The sequence below is a fragment of the Rhodococcus sp. NPDC056516 genome (genome assembly GCF_042794655.1).
Taxonomy (GTDB): Bacteria; Actinomycetota; Actinomycetes; order Mycobacteriales; family Mycobacteriaceae; genus Rhodococcus_F.
In genome coordinates this window covers 564,932-581,235 of record NZ_JBHTTG010000002.1, presented here as the reverse complement: position 1 = coordinate 581,235, position 16,304 = coordinate 564,932, and the positions used below count along the sequence as shown (strand labels likewise).

17 protein-coding genes are annotated in these 16,304 nt (G+C 62.8%); 3 read left to right on the top strand and 14 right to left on the bottom strand.

All coding sequences use genetic code 11. The features are described 5' to 3' along the window. Position 1: 1 nt before the first annotated feature. From nuoK to ACFQ6Y_RS07690, 14 genes are all read right to left on the bottom strand, one after another. Positions 2–301: an NADH-quinone oxidoreductase subunit NuoK gene (gene nuoK, locus ACFQ6Y_RS07755; protein WP_003942238.1), complete on the bottom strand. Its 300-nt coding sequence runs from the start codon at positions 299–301 to the stop codon at positions 2–4. Further along, on the bottom strand, positions 298–1,095 hold the full coding sequence (locus ACFQ6Y_RS07750) for an NADH-quinone oxidoreductase subunit J (RefSeq protein ID WP_378630736.1): 798 nt from the start codon (positions 1,093–1,095) through the stop codon (positions 298–300). The genes nuoK and ACFQ6Y_RS07750 overlap by 4 nt, the downstream gene beginning before the upstream one ends. Next, on the bottom strand, positions 1,092–1,649 hold the full coding sequence (gene nuoI / locus ACFQ6Y_RS07745) for an NADH-quinone oxidoreductase subunit NuoI (RefSeq protein ID WP_378630733.1): 558 nt from the start codon (positions 1,647–1,649) through the stop codon (positions 1,092–1,094). Before nuoI ends, ACFQ6Y_RS07750 begins: the two co-directional genes overlap by 4 nt. Beyond that, positions 1,642–3,009: an NADH-quinone oxidoreductase subunit NuoH gene (nuoH, locus tag ACFQ6Y_RS07740; protein WP_378630731.1), complete on the bottom strand. Its 1,368-nt coding sequence runs from the start codon at positions 3,007–3,009 to the stop codon at positions 1,642–1,644. The genes nuoI and nuoH overlap by 8 nt, the downstream gene beginning before the upstream one ends. After that, positions 3,006–5,420 carry an NADH-quinone oxidoreductase subunit G gene (locus ACFQ6Y_RS07735; RefSeq protein ID WP_378630728.1) on the bottom strand — a complete coding sequence of 805 codons (2,415 nt, stop codon included), beginning with the start codon at positions 5,418–5,420 and terminating at the stop codon, positions 3,006–3,008. Before ACFQ6Y_RS07735 ends, nuoH begins: the two co-directional genes overlap by 4 nt. Further along, positions 5,417–6,736 carry an NADH-quinone oxidoreductase subunit NuoF gene (nuoF, locus tag ACFQ6Y_RS07730; RefSeq protein WP_378630725.1) on the bottom strand — a complete coding sequence of 440 codons (1,320 nt, stop codon included), beginning with the start codon at positions 6,734–6,736 and terminating at the stop codon, positions 5,417–5,419. The genes ACFQ6Y_RS07735 and nuoF overlap by 4 nt, the downstream gene beginning before the upstream one ends. Position 6,737: 1 nt before the next feature. Then, positions 6,738–7,562, bottom strand: a complete 825-nt coding sequence (nuoE, locus tag ACFQ6Y_RS07725) for an NADH-quinone oxidoreductase subunit NuoE (protein ID WP_378630722.1) — start codon at positions 7,560–7,562, stop codon at positions 6,738–6,740. Then, on the bottom strand, positions 7,559–8,890 hold the full coding sequence (gene nuoD / locus ACFQ6Y_RS07720; protein ID WP_378630720.1) for an NADH dehydrogenase (quinone) subunit D: 1,332 nt from the start codon (positions 8,888–8,890) through the stop codon (positions 7,559–7,561). The genes nuoE and nuoD overlap by 4 nt, the downstream gene beginning before the upstream one ends. Beyond that, positions 8,890–9,552 carry an NADH-quinone oxidoreductase subunit C gene (locus ACFQ6Y_RS07715; RefSeq protein WP_378449813.1) on the bottom strand — a complete coding sequence of 221 codons (663 nt, stop codon included), beginning with the start codon at positions 9,550–9,552 and terminating at the stop codon, positions 8,890–8,892. Before ACFQ6Y_RS07715 ends, nuoD begins: the two co-directional genes overlap by 1 nt. Beyond that, positions 9,549–10,103 carry an NADH-quinone oxidoreductase subunit B family protein gene (locus tag ACFQ6Y_RS07710; protein WP_095970587.1) on the bottom strand — a complete coding sequence of 185 codons (555 nt, stop codon included), beginning with the start codon at positions 10,101–10,103 and terminating at the stop codon, positions 9,549–9,551. The genes ACFQ6Y_RS07715 and ACFQ6Y_RS07710 overlap by 4 nt, the downstream gene beginning before the upstream one ends. 80 nt (positions 10,104–10,183) lie before the next feature. Then, positions 10,184–10,543: an NADH-quinone oxidoreductase subunit A gene (locus tag ACFQ6Y_RS07705; protein WP_378630717.1), complete on the bottom strand. Its 360-nt coding sequence runs from the start codon at positions 10,541–10,543 to the stop codon at positions 10,184–10,186. Positions 10,544–10,788: 245 nt separating this feature from the next. After that, on the bottom strand, positions 10,789–11,181 hold the full coding sequence (locus ACFQ6Y_RS07700; RefSeq protein WP_230817164.1) for a hypothetical protein: 393 nt from the start codon (positions 11,179–11,181) through the stop codon (positions 10,789–10,791). A gap of 180 nt (positions 11,182–11,361) precedes the next feature. Beyond that, positions 11,362–11,796, bottom strand: coding sequence for an SRPBCC family protein (locus tag ACFQ6Y_RS07695; protein WP_378449811.1), 435 nt, complete (start codon positions 11,794–11,796; stop codon positions 11,362–11,364). An 87-nt stretch (positions 11,797–11,883) separates the two neighbouring features. Beyond that, positions 11,884–12,366: a toxin-antitoxin system HicB family antitoxin gene (locus tag ACFQ6Y_RS07690; protein ID WP_378533477.1), complete on the bottom strand. Its 483-nt coding sequence runs from the start codon at positions 12,364–12,366 to the stop codon at positions 11,884–11,886. A 155-nt stretch (positions 12,367–12,521) separates the two neighbouring features. Here ACFQ6Y_RS07690 and thyX point away from each other — a divergent pair, with 155 nt between their 5' ends. From thyX to ACFQ6Y_RS07675, 3 genes are read left to right on the top strand one after another with little or no spacing between them, the layout of a single operon-like run. Next, positions 12,522–13,274, top strand: a complete 753-nt coding sequence (thyX, locus tag ACFQ6Y_RS07685; RefSeq protein WP_095970584.1) for an FAD-dependent thymidylate synthase — start codon at positions 12,522–12,524, stop codon at positions 13,272–13,274. 43 nt (positions 13,275–13,317) lie between these two features. Further along, complete coding sequence (gene dapA, locus ACFQ6Y_RS07680) at positions 13,318–14,223, top strand: 4-hydroxy-tetrahydrodipicolinate synthase (RefSeq protein WP_003942142.1); 906 nt, start codon at positions 13,318–13,320, stop codon at positions 14,221–14,223. Further along, positions 14,224–16,248 carry a ribonuclease J gene (locus tag ACFQ6Y_RS07675; protein WP_378449809.1) on the top strand — a complete coding sequence of 675 codons (2,025 nt, stop codon included), beginning with the start codon at positions 14,224–14,226 and terminating at the stop codon, positions 16,246–16,248. The last annotated feature ends 56 nt before the right edge of the window (positions 16,249–16,304 follow it).

Here is a 16,304-nt window from a genome sequence, read left to right as displayed (position 1 = left end):
GTCAGTACTTCAGCAGGTCTGCGTCGTCGACGGATACAGAACGCCGAGATCGGAAGATGATCATGATGATTGCCAGGCCGACGACGACTTCGGCTGCAGCGACCACCATCGTGAAGAAGGCGAAAATCTGGCCGTCGAGATTGCCGTGCATACGCGCGAAAGTCACGAACGCCAGATTGGCGGCGTTGAGCATCAGCTCGATGCACATGAACACCACGATGGCGTTGCGTCGCAGGAGGACTCCCGCAGCCCCGATGGTGAACAACAGGACCGACAGATACAGGTAATTCTCGGGATTCATCGCGCAGACTCCTCACCGGTACTCGGATCCGGGGATCGCGGAGTGAGCGCGCTGCTGACGGAGAGTGTCGAGAACGATCCGTCCGGCAACAAGGCCGGCATGTCCACCGCGTTGTGTCGTGCGTACACACCGGGGCTCGGGAGTGGAGTGGCCGAGCCTTTTTCGGGATTGTTCTCATCGCTGCCCAGGTACGCGAACCGTTGCTGCGAGAGTTCGCGTTGGCTGACTGTGGCTCCGATCTTCTCCCGATGTGCGAGCATCATGGCGCCGAGTGTCGCCGTGATCAGTAGTGCACCCGTCAGTTCGAAAGCCCAGACGTAGCGGATGAAAATGAGATCGGCGAGAGCCTCGATGTTGCCCTGCTCGAGTCCGGTGAAGCCGGTGAAGCCCGAGATCGACGCATTACCGAGGCCACCGATGAGCAGCAGCCCGAATCCGACGCCGATCACGATCGCGCTGACTCGTTGTCCCCGTAGAGTTTCGATCAAGGAATCCGAAGAATCCACGCCCACCAGCATCAAGACGAACAAGAACAACATCATCACTGCGCCGGTGTAGACGACGATCTGGACGACGCCCAGGAACAGTGCGCCCTGCACGATGTAGAACACGGCCAGGATGATCATCGTCATTGCAAGGAAGAGTGCAGAATAGACGGCTTTGGGAGCGGCCACGACACCCAAAGCGCTGATCACCGCCAAGGTTCCGAGGATCCAGAACTGCACCGCTTCGCCGGTGGAGGTCGACGTCATCGTTCCCTCCGCCAGGATCGTGGTCGTGACCGCCGCGATCATTTCTCGGTCTCCTGGCTCGGCTCCGGTTCGGGTGCTGCTTGCTCGGCAGCTGCTGCGATGTCGCCGCGGTAGTAGTCGTCCTGAGTTGTGCCGGGACGCAGCGCGTGTGGTGGTGCTGTCATGTCGGGCTTCAATGGTGCGAGGAGGAGGTCCTTCTCGTAGATCAACCCGGCTCGGTTGTCGTCGGTCATCTCGTACTCGTTGGTCATCGTGAGGGCCCGAGTGGGGCAAGCCTCGACGCAGAGGCCACAGCCGATACACCGCAGGTAGTTGATCTGATACACCCGCCCGTAACGCTCACCTGGGGAGAACCGTTCTTCTTCGGTGTTGTCAGCACCTTCGACGTAGATTGCGTCGGCGGGGCAGGCCCACGCACACAGTTCGCACCCGATGCACTTCTCGAGTCCGTCCGCATACCGGTTGAGTTGGTGGCGACCGTGATATCCGGGGGCGGTGGGGCGCTTCTCCTCCGGATAGAACTCTGTCTCGGGCTTCTTGAACATTGTCGAGAGCGTCACTCCGAAACCCGCGATAGGTCCGAGGAAATCAGGCATGGGAGTCCTCCGATGTGTCGGAAACATCTGTCCGCCGCGGCGGTGGCACGTTCTGACCCGGTAGATTTCGGTCCGGCACCGTTTGATTAGACAGCGTTTGACCAGGTAGGGGTGGAACCGGGAAGCCGCCCGACATCGCATCGAAAGCCAGGGTCCCCGAATCGGGCACCAACGCGGCGGTTCGGCGACGGCCCCGGTAGGTTCCGGCCAACACCATGAGCAGCGCAGCTCCGAGAACCAGTGCGACGCAGAGCAGTACGAGCCACGTGTTGTAACCCTCGTTGCGGAAGGCGCGAACAGTCGCGATCACCATCACCCACACCAAGGCTGCGGGGATGAGAATCTTCCAGCCGAGATTCATGAACTGGTCGTAGCGCAACCTCGGAAGGGTGCTGCGCAACCAGATGAATACGAAGAGGAAGCCCCACACCTTGGCGACAAACCACAGCACGGGCCACCAACCGGAATTGGCTCCGTCCCACAGGTTGAATGGGAATGGTGCATGCCACCCGCCCAGAAACAGCGTCGTGGCCAGAGCGGACACCGTCACCATGTTCACGTACTCGGCGAGCATGAACATCGCGAACTTGAGTGAGGAGTACTCGGTGTGGAACCCACCTACCAGTTCGCCCTCGGCCTCCGGAAGGTCGAAGGGCGCTCTATTGGTTTCGCCGACCATCGCTGTCACGTAGATCAGGAAAGACGGCAGGAGGAGAAAGACGTACCAGGCACCTTGTTGGGCACTGACGATTCCGGACGTGGACATCGTTCCGGCGTAGAGGAAGACGGCGGCGAAGGACAGTCCCATCGCTACCTCGTAGGAGATGACCTGCGCGGTCGATCGAAGTGCGCCCAGTAGTGGATATGTCGATCCCGAGGACCAGCCGGCAAGCACGATGCCGTACACACCGATCGAGGTCACTGCGAGGATGTAGAGAACTCCGACCGGCAGATCGGTCAGTTGCAGGGGTGAAAGGGTTCCGAAGATCGACACCTGCGGACCGAACGGAATGACGGCAAAAGCCATGAACGCGGGCACGACTGCGATGACGGGCGCGAGGAGGTAAATCGGTTTGTCGGCTCCGGTAGGAGTGATGCCTTCCTTGAGGGCGAGTTTGATTCCGTCGGCGAGACTCTGGAGCATTCCGCGGGGGCCGACGCGGTTCGGTCCGACACGCATCTGCATACGCGCCATGACTTTTCGTTCCGCGTAGATCGCCACCAGCGGAGTGAGTACGAGGAACACGAAGATGGCGAGAGCCTTGCCGATCACCAACCACCACGGGTCGTGCCCGAACGCCGACAGGTCGACCGGAGCGGCGACGGTATCGGCGTTCGCGAAGTATTCGTAGCCAGTCATTGCGCCGTCACCTTCGCGATCCTCACCACGGACCCTACGGAGGCGCAGAGCGTTTCGTAGACGGTGCTACCCGGTGAATTGAGCGGCAACCAGACTGTTCGAGGCGGTAGCTCGGTGATCTCCAACGGCAATGTGACGACGCCGGATTCAGTCGATACGGCAACCTGATCGCCGCTCACGGCGTCGATCTCGGCCGCGGTTTCGGCCGACAAACGCACGAGCGGGGACCGTGCAGTACCGGCCAGGTTGGGCTCGCCGTCCTGCAAACGGCCGTTGTCGAGCAGCATCCGCCAACTCGACAACACCGCCTCGCCTGGCGCCGGTGTGGGCACGGTGCCTGCGGGTACCTGAGGTGAAGTGGGGCGCAATCCGGACCATGGTCCGAGGCGGCGTATCTCTGCGCGCGCGGAAACCGCGTCGGGCAAGCCCAGGTCGATACCCATCTCGGCTGCGATCGCGTGAAGGACGCGCTGATCTGGCATTACTCCTGTCGTTCTCAACGCGGTGTCGAACACGCGCTCGCGGCCTTCCCAGTCGAGGAAGGTACCGGGCTTCTCGGCGACCGGCGCCACGGGGAAGACGACGTCGGCGAGTTCGGTGATTTCGCTGTGACGGATCTCCAAACTCACCACGAACCCTGCGGCTTCGATCGCGGCTCGTGCCTTTGCCGGGTTCGGGAGATCACCCAACTCCACGCCGCCGACAAGTAGCGCCGCGGTCGACCGCCCTGAACCCAGGAGACTCGCGACATCGCGACCGTCGGATGCCGGGACGGAGGCGCCCCACATCGATTCCACCTCTTGACGTGCCACCGGGTCGGCAATGGGGCGTCCACCGGGAAGCAATCCCGGCAACGCGCCGGCCTCGACGGCGCCGCGATCACCAGCGCGGCGTGGGACCCAAGCCAAACAAGCTCCCGTCGCTTCGGCGAGACGTACCGCCGCCGAGAAGCCGCCCGCCACCTCACTGAGTCGTTCGCCCAGCAGGATCACTGCGCCGGGTTGTCGGAGGAGCTGACCCTCCACACTTTCAGGGCCTGCCAACGAATCCATCAGAGCTGCTTCACTTCCGGGTACGGCCCGAAGCAAAGCACCCCCCATCTTCTGCAGGCCTCGCGTAGCGAACGGCGCGCTGGCGAGCACTGTTGTCTTGCCGAAACGAGCGGCTTTGCGTAGCCGCAGGAAGATGATCGGTGACTCCTCCTCCGGCTCGAGAGCGACCAGCAACGCGGCCGGGGCGGATTCGAGATCTTGGTACGTCACCGACTCTTCGAGCGTGCGGCCCGCGACGTGAGCTGAGAGAAAGCTGGTCTCTTCGGCTGAGTGAGCGCGGATCCGGAAGTCGATGTTGTTGGTAGCGAGAGCAACTCGCGCGAACTTGCTGTAGGCGTACGCGTCCTCCCAGGTCGAGCGTCCACCGACGAGTACGCCCGCGTCGCCGTGGGCCTGCGCGAAGGTTCGCGCAACGAGGTCGAGTGCCATGGGCCACGACGCCGGAATCAATTCGCCGTCAGCGTTGCGGATGAGGGGGGTGGTGATCCGATCGCCTTGGGTCGTGTACGTGAAAGCGAAACGTCCCTTGTCGCAATTCCACTCCTCGTTGACGTCGGGGTCGTCCCCGGCGAGACGACGAAGAACCTTGCCGCGACGGTGGTCCGTGCGCTGGGCACATCCGTCCGCGCAGTGCTCGCACACGCTGGGGCTGGAGACCAGATCGAACGGTCGCGCCCGGAATCGGTATGCCGTGCTGGTGAGTGCACCGACCGGACAAACCTGAATGGTGTTGCCCGAGAAGTAGGACTCGAATGGCTCGTTGGCGTAGATCCCGACCTGTTGAAGTGCACCGCGCTCGAGGAGATCGATGAACGGGTCGCCGGCAATCTGGCCCGAAAACCTTGTGCACCTGGCACAGAGGACACAACGCTCGCGGTCGAGGAGGATCTCGGACGAGAGTGGGATGGGTTTGGGGTAGGTCCGTTTCTCCTCACCGAACCGCGATTCCGTGCGACCGGTCGACATCGCCTGGTTCTGGAGCGGGCACTCGCCGCCCTTGTCGCACACGGGGCAGTCCAACGGGTGGTTGATGAGCAGGAGTTCCATCACCCCCCGCTGCGCCTTCTCGGCCACCGGCGACGTGAGTTGCGTGGTGACGACCATTCCGTCCGCAACCGGTGTCGTGCAGGACGCCACCGGCTTGCGTTGACCTTCGACCTCCACGATGCACTGGCGGCACGCCCCGACCGGATCCAGAAGCGGATGATCGCAGAACCGCGGAATCTGGGTGCCGATCATCTCTGCAGCGCGAATGATCAACGTGCCCTTGGGAACCTGGAGTTCCCGGCCGTCGATGGTGAGGGTGACCAGATCAGTAGGCGGTGCCGTGTCGGCCTTGGTAGCGTCGGCTGCAGTCATGAGACGAACGCTCCTGTCGCGAGAACGGACCGGCGAGGATCGAACGGGCATCCGTTGCCGTCGAAATGCGCGACGTATTCCTCGCGGAAGTACTTCAGGGAGGACATGATCGGGCTGGTCGCTCCATCACCTAACGCGCAGAAGGACTTTCCGAGGATCGTGTCCGAGATGTCGAGAAGTTTGGTGAGATCGGCTTCGGTTCCCGTTCCGCCTTCGAGTCGCCGCAGGATCTGCACCAGCCAGTACGTACCTTCTCGGCACGGCGTGCACTTACCGCAAGATTCGTGGGCATAGAACTCGGTCCACCGCAGCACCGCACGCACGATGCAGGTTGTGTCGTCGAATATCTGCAGTGCCTTGGTGCCGAGCATCGATCCCGCCGCGCCGACGCCCTCGTAGTCGAGTGGGACATCGAGATGTTCGTCGGTGAAGATCGGAGTCGAGGATCCGCCGGGAGTCCAGAACTTGAGGGTGTGCCCGGTGCGAACGCCGCCCGCGTAGTCGAGAAGTTCTCGCAACGTGATGCCGAGCGGCGCCTCGTACTGGCCGGGAGTGGTGACATGACCAGAGAGCGAGTACAACGTGAACCCCGGCGACTTCTCGCTTCCCATCGACCGGAACCACTCCGGGCCGCCCAGGACGATCGACGGCACACTCGCGATTGACTCGACGTTGTTGACGACGGTCGGGCAGGCGTAGAGGCCGGCGACGGCGGGGAATGGCGGCCGCAGTCGAGGCTGACCGCGTCGTCCCTCCAACGAATCGAGGAGGGCTGTCTCCTCACCACAGATGTACGCGCCTGCTCCGGCGTGCACGACGAGATCCAAGTCGAATCCCGAACCGAGGATGTTGCGGCCCAGGTATCCGGCCGCGTAGGCCTCGGCCACGGCGGTCTGCAGACGTCGCAGGACCGGGACCACCTCGCCCCGGACGTAGATGAACGCCTTGGCCGCTCGAATTGCATACGCCGCGATGATGACTCCCTCGACCAACGTGTGGGGAGTCGCCATCATCAACGGCATGTCCTTGCATGTGCCAGGCTCGGACTCGTCGGCATTGACGACGAGATAGTGAGGCTTGCCGTCTCCTGGCTTGTCTTCGGTGCTCTGTGGGATGAAACTCCACTTGAGGCCCGTCGGAAAGCCTGCGCCACCGCGCCCGCGAAGGCCCGCGTCCTTGACCGTCTCGATCACGGCATCGGGGGAGCCGTCGAGTGCTGTGCGTAGGGCCTGGTAGCCGTCGTGACGAAGGTAGCTGTCGAGGGTCCACGAGTTCGGTTGATCCCAGTAACGACTCAGAACGGGGGCGAGTGTCATGTCACTTCCCTTCGCCGGGATCGTAGGCCGTGGAATCCGGGCCCGGTCGGTTGTCGTCGAGAGATCGGCTGACACGCAGTCCGGCAAGAGTTGCCCCGCCGACGGTCTGCGCTTCGGCCGCTTCGATTCGCGTATCCGGGAAGCCGGCCAGGGTGCGCGCGGTCTGTCGGAACGAACACAGCGTCGCACCGCGACTGGGCGTCACGCGCTCTCCGGCGCGTAACGCATCGACAAGTGAGCGCGCCGATTCCGGAGTCTGATTGTCGAAGAACTCCCAGTTGATCATCACGACGGGCGCGTAGTCGCACGCCGCATTGCATTCGATGTGTTCGAGGGTGATCTTGCCGTCGGACGTCGAGATGGTGTGTCCGCCTTCGTCCCTGGAGCCTGCCGAGCCCAGGTGCTCTTCGAGTGCCGCGAGGATGTCGTCACCGCCCATGATCGCGCACAGCGTGTTGGTGCAGACTCCGACCAGATACTCTCCCGTCGGACCACGGCGATACATGGAGTAGAAAGTGGAAACGGCGGCGACCTCAGCGCCCGTCAAACCTAGCTTGGCACTGCAGAAATCGATCCCGGCCGGCGTGATGTACCCGTCCTCCGATTGCACGAGATGAAGGAGCGGCAGGAGGGCCGATCGACTGGTTATCGCAGCGGCGTCAGGCTCGCGATAACGAGCGATGACGGTGTCGGCATCGGCGTCGAGTCGGGCGAGTACGTCGGGGGTATAGCTCGACCGTGCGCCTGGGCGTACCAATTGAGTGGGTTCCTCCTGTCGCGGTCCGAGTTCGACGAACACCCGTGACGAACCGTTCGGGCCGGTCATCGGTCCACTCCGCCCATGACGGGATCGATACTGGCGACCGAAGCGATCACGTCGGACACCATGCCTCCCTCACACATCGCCGCTACCGCTTGAAGGTTTGTGAACGACGGATCCCGGAAATGGACGCGGTACGGCCGGGTTCCCCCGTCGCTGACCATGTGCACCCCCAGTTCGCCACGCGGAGATTCCACGGCGACGTACACCTGACCGGGCGGCACGCGGATGCCTTCTGTGACCAGTTTGAAATGGTGAATCAGACCCTCCATGGACGACTCCATGATCTTGGCGATGTGCTTCTGCGAGTTGCCGAGGCCATCAGGTCCGACGGCGAGATCGGCAGGCCAGGCGATCTTCTTGTCGTCCACCATGACCGGCCCCGGTTGCAGCTTGTCGAGGCACTGCTCGACGATCTTGAGGGACTCCTTCATCTCCTCGACGCGGATGACGTACCTTCCGTAGCAGTCGGATCCGTCGTGCGTGACGACATCGAACTCGTAATTCTCGTAGCCGCAGTAGGGCTGCGCTCGACGCTGATCGTGGGGGAGACCTGTGGCGCGCAGGACCGGTCCCGTCACTCCGAGCGCCATGCAACCGGTGAGATCGAGATATCCGATTCCCTGGGTGCGGGCCTTCCAGATGGAGTTGTCGCTGAGCATCAGTTCGACGTCGCGCAACCGCTTCGGAAGGACTTTCAACAGTTGTCGTACCTTCGCCACCGAGCCGTCGGGTAGATCTTGCGCGAGACCGCCAGGCCTGATGTACGCGTGATTCATCCGCAGTCCGGTGATCGTCTCGAACACGTCCAGAATCAGTTCGCGTTCGCGGAATCCGAACAACATCGCCGTCACGGCGCCCAGTTCCATTCCGCCGGTCGCCAGGGCGACAAGATGTGAAGAGATCCGATTGAGCTCCATCATTATCACGCGAATGACGGTGGCTCGCTCGGGAATGTCGTCGGTGATGTCGAGAAGTTTCTCGACCCCGAGGCAGTAGGCGGTCTCGTTGAAGAACGGTGACAGGTAGTCCATCCGAGTAACGAAAGTGACGCCCTGCGTCCAGTTCCGGTATTCGAGATTCTTTTCGATTCCGGTGTGCAGGTAGCCGATTCCACACCGTGCTTCCACGACGGTCTCACCCTCGATTTCGAGAATGAGGCGCAAGACGCCGTGCGTGGACGGGTGCTGCGGGCCCATGTTGACCACGATCCGCTCAGCCTCGCCGGTTCGCTGCCGGGCGGCCGCGGTCACGATGTCGTCCCAGTCCTGACCGGACGCCGTCACGATGGTTTCCGTCGTAGCGCCGGCGCTGCTTCCTGTCGTGTTGTTCATCAGTTGTACGACCTACGCTCGTCGGGTGGTGGAGTCTGGGCGCCCTTGTACTCGACCGGGATACCGCCGAGCGGATAGTCCTTCCGCTGCGGGTGGCCTTTCCAGTCGTCGGGCATCTCGATGCGGGTCAATGCCGGGTGACCGTCGAAGACGATTCCGAAGAAGTCGTAGGTCTCACGTTCGTGCCAGTCGTTGGTCGGGTAGATCCCGACGATCGACGGAATGTGCGGATCGGAATCCGGCACAGACACTTCCAGCCTGATTCGGCGATTGTGCGTAATGGAGGCGAGTGGATACACGGCGTGGAGTTCGCGACCGGTGTCCTGCGGGTAGTGCACTCCGTCGACACCCAGGCAGAGTTCGAAGCGAAGATCCGGTTCGTCGCGCAGTCTGCGCGCGACCTGCGGGAGGTGAGACCGTTCGACGTGCAGCGTCATCTCGTCTCGAAAAACTGTTACTCGCTCGATTGCGTCAGTGAAAGTGTCACCCGCGCTGCGCAATGTGGCGTCCAAGGAGTCTGCAACCTCGTCGAAGTATCCACCGAACGGTCGAGAAGCCTTGTCTTCTACAGAGATCGGAGGGGCAAGACGGCTGTAGCCTGAGGTGTCGCCACTGCCGCGGACCCCGAACATCCCTCTCGCGCCGGTGTTGCCCGAGGTCATCGCAGCAACCCCTTCATGTCGATGGTGGGGGTGGATGCCAGTGCGGCGCGCTCGGCTGCCGCGCGAGCCTCTTCGCGGTTGACGCCGAGGGGCATCTCCTGAATCTTCCGGTGCAGCTCGATGATCGCGTTGAGGAGCATCTCCGGCCGCGGCGGACAGCCGGGCAAGTAGATGTCGACCGGAACGATGTGGTCGACGCCCTGTACCACTGCGTAGTTGTTGAACATTCCGCCGGAAGACGCGCACACACCCATGGCCAGAACCCATTTCGGCTCGGCCATCTGGTCGTAGACCTGACGAAGTACCGGGCCCATCTTTTGACTGACCCTCCCGGCCACGATCAGAAGGTCTGCCTGGCGCGGCGACGCACGGAAAGCCTCCATGCCGAACCGTGCCAGGTCGAAGCGGCCGGACGTGGTTGCCATCATCTCGATGGCGCAGCACGCGAGCCCGAAGGTGGCAGGCCACAGTGATCCTTTGCGGACGTACCCGGCAAGGCCTTCGACCGTTGTCAGTAGAAATCCGCTGGGGAGCTTTTCTTCGAGACCCATATCCGACTCTTTTCAGTCGTAACAGCTTCGGTATGACCGGTTTTGTCTGATTTCTTTGTGTTGATCGTGTCTTCGTCCAGCTAGTCCCAACCGAGACCGCCTCGTCGCCATTCGTATCCGTATGCCACCGAGACGTTGACTATGAAAAGGCCCATGGCCGCGAGACCGAACAAGCCGAGCGAATCGAAGTGCACGGCCCACGGATAGAGGAAGACGATCTCGATGTCGAAGATGATGAACAGCATCGCCGTCAGATAGAACTTGACGGGAAACCGGCCGCCACCAGAGGCGCGGGGTGCCGGTTCGATTCCGCATTCGTAAGCTTCGAGCTTTGCCCTGTTGTACCGTTTCGGGCCGACCACCGACGCGAGAACAACCGACACCACGGCGAAGGCCATCGCGATGACCCCGAGAACGAGAATGGGGATGTAAGCGTTCATGTCACCCGAACTCCTCTCTGCTGTGCGGATGTCCGCCTAGCCCGAAGGTGCCGTTAACCCGAAGGTGCCGTTAACCCGAAGGTGCCGTTCGATTTCGATACTGCCAGCAATTCGATACTTATGTGACCTGCGACACCCACACTAGGGGAGGCCTCCGACATTGGGTTGATTTTCGGGGTGCCGAGTTTCGCTCTCGAAAGTCCGAAGTAGTCGGCGCCGCAACGAATCACCGCTGCAACGGGTGCTCACCGGCTTAGTTGCCGACGGAGAAGCGCGATGACGGTGGAAGCGAGTTCGATCGGATCTATCGGCTGCGGCACTGAGGCTTCCGCTCTCGACCACGACGCCAGCCATGCATCGTCGGGTCGACCGGTCAGTACGAGGATCGGTGGACAGTCGGCGATCTCGTCCTTGAGTTGTTTCGCCACGCCCATGCCGCCGGCCGGACTGGCCTCGCCGTCGAGGATGGCGAGATCGATTCCGCCGGCATCGAGCTTGTCGACGACGATCGGTGCCGTCGCGACCTCGACGTAATCGATGGTGGGCATCGAGGGATGTGGACGCTCGCCGAGAGCGAGCCGGACTTGCTCGCGCGTGTGCGCGTCGTCGCTGTAGACGAGGATGCGCACGGGTGCCATGGAGTTGGGCTCTGCGGTCTCGGCGGACACGCGGCCGACGTTACTCCGGGCAGTCCCCGGCTACCGGCGAATCTTCAACATCGGCAAGAACTTCCGCGAAATCGCAGCTCGGCTTCACAGCAAACGGCCCCTACCCGGCGATGAACGCCGAAGTAAGGGCCGCCTGAATTGCGTGTGCGCTCAGAAGTTTTCGACGAACTTCGTCAGGCCCTTGCTTGCCGTTTCCAGGGCCGTCTTCTGTGCCTTCTTCACCAGGAAACCCGGCAGCGGGATCTTGGGATCGATGGTCAATTCGAAGGTGACTTTGGTTCCGCCGTCGGTGGGCGTCAAGATGTACGAGCCGTCCTGCTGGTTCTGCTGGCCGCTCTCGACGAGGGTCCAGGTCACCTTCTCGTCGCCCTCGAAGGTGTAGTCGACTACCTGCTCGTCGTTGATTCCGAGAATGGACACGGCCATGCGAACGCGATGGGGGCGACCGTCGTCGTGGGTGCTCTCGATGGTGATCTTCTTGTGCGCAGACGACCACTCCGGCAGTCGATCGACCGCGGCGACGGCCTGCATCACCGTTGCCGGATCAGCCTTGATCTCGAATTCCTTGACGCCCGAAACGGCCATGAACGTGCTCCTTCTCGCCTTGCGGCAACGGTTCGTGATTACTGCAGTTGCGCAATTAGATCATTCGGCGATCGGGGTGGCGTCGAACTAGTCCATGCCGTTCTTGCGCATCTGGTCCCGTAGTGCGCCCTGTACGGCCTGTGAAACCCACGAGTTGAGGGAGACTCCGTTCTGATTGGCTGCCTCCTCGGCGCGGGCTTTGATCTGCTCCATCATCCTCAACGTCACTCGGCTGATATCCCCGCTGACGTCGTCGAACGAGTAGGTGGAGTCCTTTTTCTCGTCGTCTGCCTTCTCGTTGTCTGCGGCCTCACCGTCGGTCGAACCGGGCGGGCGAACGACATCGACCAGCAACTCGCTGCCGTCGAGATTGACCTTGACCTCTCGATCGCCGAGTTTCGCCCCGATCTCCTTGGCCAGCTCAGTTGCGGCGGCCAGCAAGACCAGGCGGACCGAGGGTTCGATGGCGGCGGACAGCGACGCCGCAATCCGGCGCGTGTGATCGTCGCCGAGTTCGGCTGCGGTGACGAGGTCGTTCTGCAGCTTTGCGGTGTACTCCGAAATGTCCATGACACCAGAGTGGCGTCAGAAGTGACGTCAGTCAAGGATGCTTGTGACGTCACTCGATCTGGAGGGCGGTCGACCGCTATAGAGTTGCCCCGCACCTGAGGCGAACAGCGTCCGGGTTTCGTGCTGGTTGTTTCGTGCTTGTCGAGGAGTGGGTTGTGCCGAACACGGTGTCGCTGAAAGTGCAGTTGGTGGCGAAGTCCGAGTTCTTCCCGCCCGAGGACATTCCGTGGGAGACGGACGCCGACGGCGGCGAAGCACTTGTCGAGTTCTCCGGTCGAGCCTGCTATCAGAGTTGGTCCAAGCCGAACCCGCGCACGGCAACCAACGCCGGCTACCTGAGGCATCTGCTCGAGGTCGGACACGTTTCGGTGCTCGAGCATGCAACCGTGAGCTTCTACATCACCGGTATCTCGCGCTCGTGCACTCATGAATTGATTCGTCACCGGCACTTCTCGTACTCGCAACTCTCGCAGCGATTCGTCCGCGAGAACGATGCGAACGTCGTCGTACCTCCGGCTGTCGAAGGCGATCCCGAGCTCGAAGCATTGTTTCTGTCGGCCACCGACGAAAGCCGTCGCGCTTACGGTGAACTGCTCACCGCCCTCGAAGGGAAACTGCAATCAGTGCCCGGCGCCCCGATGCGAGGGAAGCAAGCCAGGCAAGCTGCGCGCTCGGTGCTGCCCAACGCCACCGAGACTCGCTTGGTCGTGACCGGGAACTATCGGGCCTGGCGGCACTTCGTCGAGATGCGTGCCACCGAACATGCGGATGTCGAGATCCGGCGAGTCGCGGTCGAGTGCCTGCGTCAGCTTCGCGACGTCGCGCCAAATGTGTTCGGGGACTACGAGATTCTCCGCGGAAGCGACGGATCGGAAATCGCCGTCAGTGCATTTGCGGCCGAGTCGTGACTCGTGTGCAGAAGTAAGAGCTGAACCGGGTAACCTTCTGACCATGACCTACGGTGATTCCGCTTCTCTTGTCGAGCGTCCGTTCGGCACCATTTCCGTTGCGATGGTGACCCCGTTCACTGCCGACGGGAAGTTGGACGTCGACGCGGGAGTGCGCCTCGCAGCCCATCTCGTCGACAACGGCTGCGACGGCCTTGTCCTTGCCGGTACCACCGGTGAATCTCCCACCACCACCGAGTCCGAGAAGCTCGACCTGCTCCGCGCGGTGATCGACGCCGTCGGCAACCGCGCGAAGATCGTCGCAGGCGCCGGCAGCAACGACACCGCCCACAGTGTCGAACTCGCCCGTGACGCGGCTCGCGCCGGAGCGCACGGTCTGCTCGTCGTCACCCCGTACTACTCGCGTCCGCCCCAGGCCGGACTTTTTGCACACTTCACCGCCGTCGCCAACGCGACCGACCTGCCCGTCATGTTGTACGACATTCCGCCCCGCTCCGTCGTCCCCATCGAGACCGAGACGATCCGCCGACTCGCCGAGCACCCGCGGATCAAGGCTGTCAAGGACGCCAAGGGCGACCTCAACGCCGGCGCAGAGTTGATCGGCACCACCGAACTTCAGTTCTTCTCCGGTGACGACCCGCTGAACCTGCCGTGGCTCGCTGTCGGTGCTACCGGCTTCGTCAGCGTCATCGGCCATCTTGTTCCGGGTCGCCTCCGCGACCTTCACACCGCGTTCGTGTCCGGCGACATCGCCCGCGCCCGCGAGATAAACCTCAGTTTGATCCCTGTGATTCGTTCCGTTGCCCGCCTCGGCGGTGTCAGCGCTTCGAAGGCGGGTCTGCGACTCATCGGAATCGATGTCGGAGAACCACGCCTTCCGCAGGTTGCACCCACTAAAGAGCAGATCGACGGTCTTGCCGCCGATCTGCATGCGGCAGGAGTTTTGTAAATGACCCGTCCCCCCCGACGTCGTAGTGCCAGTCGTCAAGCCGGTCCGCCTTCGCCTCCGGCTCCCGAAACGGCCGCGAAGGCCGCACCGGTAGAGGCACCAGCTGCGCCGGCGGCAGAAGCGGCCCCCGCCGCAGCCGCCCCGCCCAAGAAGGCCGCAGCAACCAAATCCGCAGCGACGAAGTCTGCAGCGACCAAGTCCGCTGCCACCAAATCTGCTGCACCCAAGAAGTCGACCGAAGACAGGTCGCCGCGCAAATCTTCCGGCGGCAACCGTCCGGCAGCGTCGAAGGCGGGCAACGGGCGCGGAAACAAGCGCCCCGAGAACCGTCCGGCCGTCGATCCCACGGGTCGACTCGGAACACCCCCGAAGGCGCCGGCATCAGGTCTGCGCATCGTCGCTCTCGGCGGCATCGGTGAAATCGGTCGCAACATGACGGTGTTCGAGCACCGCGGCAAGCTGCTGATCGTCGACTGCGGTGTGCTGTTTCCCGAGGACCAGCAGCCTGGCGTCGACCTGATCCTCCCGGACTTCCGCTACATCGAAGACCGTATGGACGACGTCGAAGCCGTCATCTTGACTCACGGACACGAGGACCACATCGGTGCTCTGCCGTTCTTGCTGCGCCTGCGCGCGGACATTCCGGTCATCGGCGCGAAGTTCACTCTCGCCCTCGTTGCCGCCAAGTGCCGCGAGCATCGCCTGCGACCGAACCTCGTCGAGGTCGTCGAAGGAAACACCACCACCCACGGCCCGTTCGACTGCGAGTACTTCGCCGTCAACCACTCGATTCCCGACGCGCTCGCGATCGCGATTCGCACCGACGCCGGCGTCGTACTGCACACCGGTGACATCAAGCTCGATCAGCTGCCTCTCGACGGCCGCCTGACCGACCTCGCCGGTTTCTCCCGCCTGGGCGATGAGGGTGTCGACCTGTTCCTCGTGGACTCGACCAACGCCGAGGTCCCGGGATTCGTCACGCCCGAGCGTGAAATCGGGGGAGTGCTCGACAACGTCATCGGCAAGGCGAAGCAGCGCGTCATCGTGGCTTCGTTCGCCAGCCACGTGCACCGCATCCAGCAGGTCGTCGACGTTGCCGCTCGGTACAACCGCCGCATCGTCTTCGTCGGCCGCTCGATGGTCCGCAACATGCAGATCGCACAGGATCTCGGCTACCTCACGGTGCCCGACGGCCTGGTCGTCGACATCGACACCGCCGCGACACTTCCCGACGATCGTCTGGTTCTGATCTCCACGGGTTCGCAGGGCGAGCCGTTGGCAGCGCTCTCGCGGATGGCACGAGGCGAACACCGCCAGATCAACATTCGCGCCAACGACTTGGTCGTTCTCGCGTCCTCGCTGATCCCGGGCAACGAGAACTCCGTTTTCGCCGTGGTCAACGGTTTGGCCAAGCGCGGTGCCACCGTCGTGACACAGCAGAGCGCCAAGGTTCACGTCTCGGGCCACGCGTCCGCCGGTGAGTTGCTCTACCTCTACAACGCGGTTCGGCCCACCAATGCCATGCCTGTTCACGGTGAATGGCGCCACCTGCGTGCCAACGCCGCACTTGCCAAGGCCACCGGCGTTCCGGAAGAGCGCATCGTATTGGCCGAGGACGGCGTCGTGGTCGACATGGTCGACGGACTCGCCGAGATCGTCGGACGGGTACCGGTCGGACACGTCTACGTCGACGGTCTGTCCGTCGGTGACGTCGGTGAGCCGACGCTTTCCGATCGCCTGGTGCTCGGTGAGGGCGGCTTCATCGCCATCACCATCGTCATCAACGAGTCGACGGGCCGCGCGGTCAGCACTCCCGAGGTGTCCGGTCGCGGTTTCTCCGACGATCCGACAGCCCTCAAGGCCGCCGCGGATCTCGTGGAATCGGATCTGGCACGGTTGGCGAGCGAAGGCGTCATCGACGCTCATCGCATCGCGCAGTCCGTGCGCCGCGTCGTCGGACGCTGGGTCGCGGACAAGTACCGCCGCCGTCCGATGATCATTCCGACGGTCATCGCGGTTCCGTAGATCGGCACAGCAGGTCGCTTGCGCTCGAACCCGGTCCGGTTCGAGTACTTTGGCGA

Excerpts from the sequence above, each read along its gene's own strand:
- nuoK (WP_003942238.1), bottom strand. The coding sequence starts at position 301 with ATGAATCCCGAGAATTACCTGTATCTGTCGGTCCTGTTGTTCACCATC.
- ACFQ6Y_RS07750 (WP_378630736.1), bottom strand. The coding sequence starts at position 1,095 with ATGATCGCGGCGGTCACGACCACGATCCTGGCGGAGGGAACGATGACG.
- nuoI (WP_378630733.1), bottom strand. The coding sequence starts at position 1,649 with ATGCCTGATTTCCTCGGACCTATCGCGGGTTTCGGAGTGACGCTCTCG.
- nuoH (WP_378630731.1), bottom strand. The coding sequence starts at position 3,009 with ATGACTGGCTACGAATACTTCGCGAACGCCGATACCGTCGCCGCTCCG.
- ACFQ6Y_RS07735 (WP_378630728.1), bottom strand. The coding sequence starts at position 5,420 with ATGACTGCAGCCGACGCTACCAAGGCCGACACGGCACCGCCTACTGAT.
- nuoF (WP_378630725.1), bottom strand. The coding sequence starts at position 6,736 with ATGACACTCGCCCCCGTTCTGAGTCGTTACTGGGATCAACCGAACTCG.
- nuoE (WP_378630722.1), bottom strand. The coding sequence starts at position 7,562 with ATGACCGGCCCGAACGGTTCGTCACGGGTGTTCGTCGAACTCGGACCG.
- nuoD (WP_378630720.1), bottom strand. The coding sequence starts at position 8,890 with ATGAACAACACGACAGGAAGCAGCGCCGGCGCTACGACGGAAACCATC.
- ACFQ6Y_RS07715 (WP_378449813.1), bottom strand. The coding sequence starts at position 9,552 with ATGACCTCGGGCAACACCGGCGCGAGAGGGATGTTCGGGGTCCGCGGC.
- ACFQ6Y_RS07710 (WP_095970587.1), bottom strand. The coding sequence starts at position 10,103 with ATGGGTCTCGAAGAAAAGCTCCCCAGCGGATTTCTACTGACAACGGTC.
- ACFQ6Y_RS07705 (WP_378630717.1), bottom strand. The coding sequence starts at position 10,543 with ATGAACGCTTACATCCCCATTCTCGTTCTCGGGGTCATCGCGATGGCC.
- ACFQ6Y_RS07700 (WP_230817164.1), bottom strand. The coding sequence starts at position 11,181 with ATGGCACCCGTGCGCATCCTCGTCTACAGCGACGACGCGCACACGCGC.
- ACFQ6Y_RS07695 (WP_378449811.1), bottom strand. The coding sequence starts at position 11,796 with ATGGCCGTTTCGGGCGTCAAGGAATTCGAGATCAAGGCTGATCCGGCA.
- ACFQ6Y_RS07690 (WP_378533477.1), bottom strand. The coding sequence starts at position 12,366 with ATGGACATTTCGGAGTACACCGCAAAGCTGCAGAACGACCTCGTCACC.
- dapA (WP_003942142.1), top strand. The coding sequence starts at position 13,318 with ATGACCTACGGTGATTCCGCTTCTCTTGTCGAGCGTCCGTTCGGCACC.
- ACFQ6Y_RS07675 (WP_378449809.1), top strand. The coding sequence starts at position 14,224 with ATGACCCGTCCCCCCCGACGTCGTAGTGCCAGTCGTCAAGCCGGTCCG.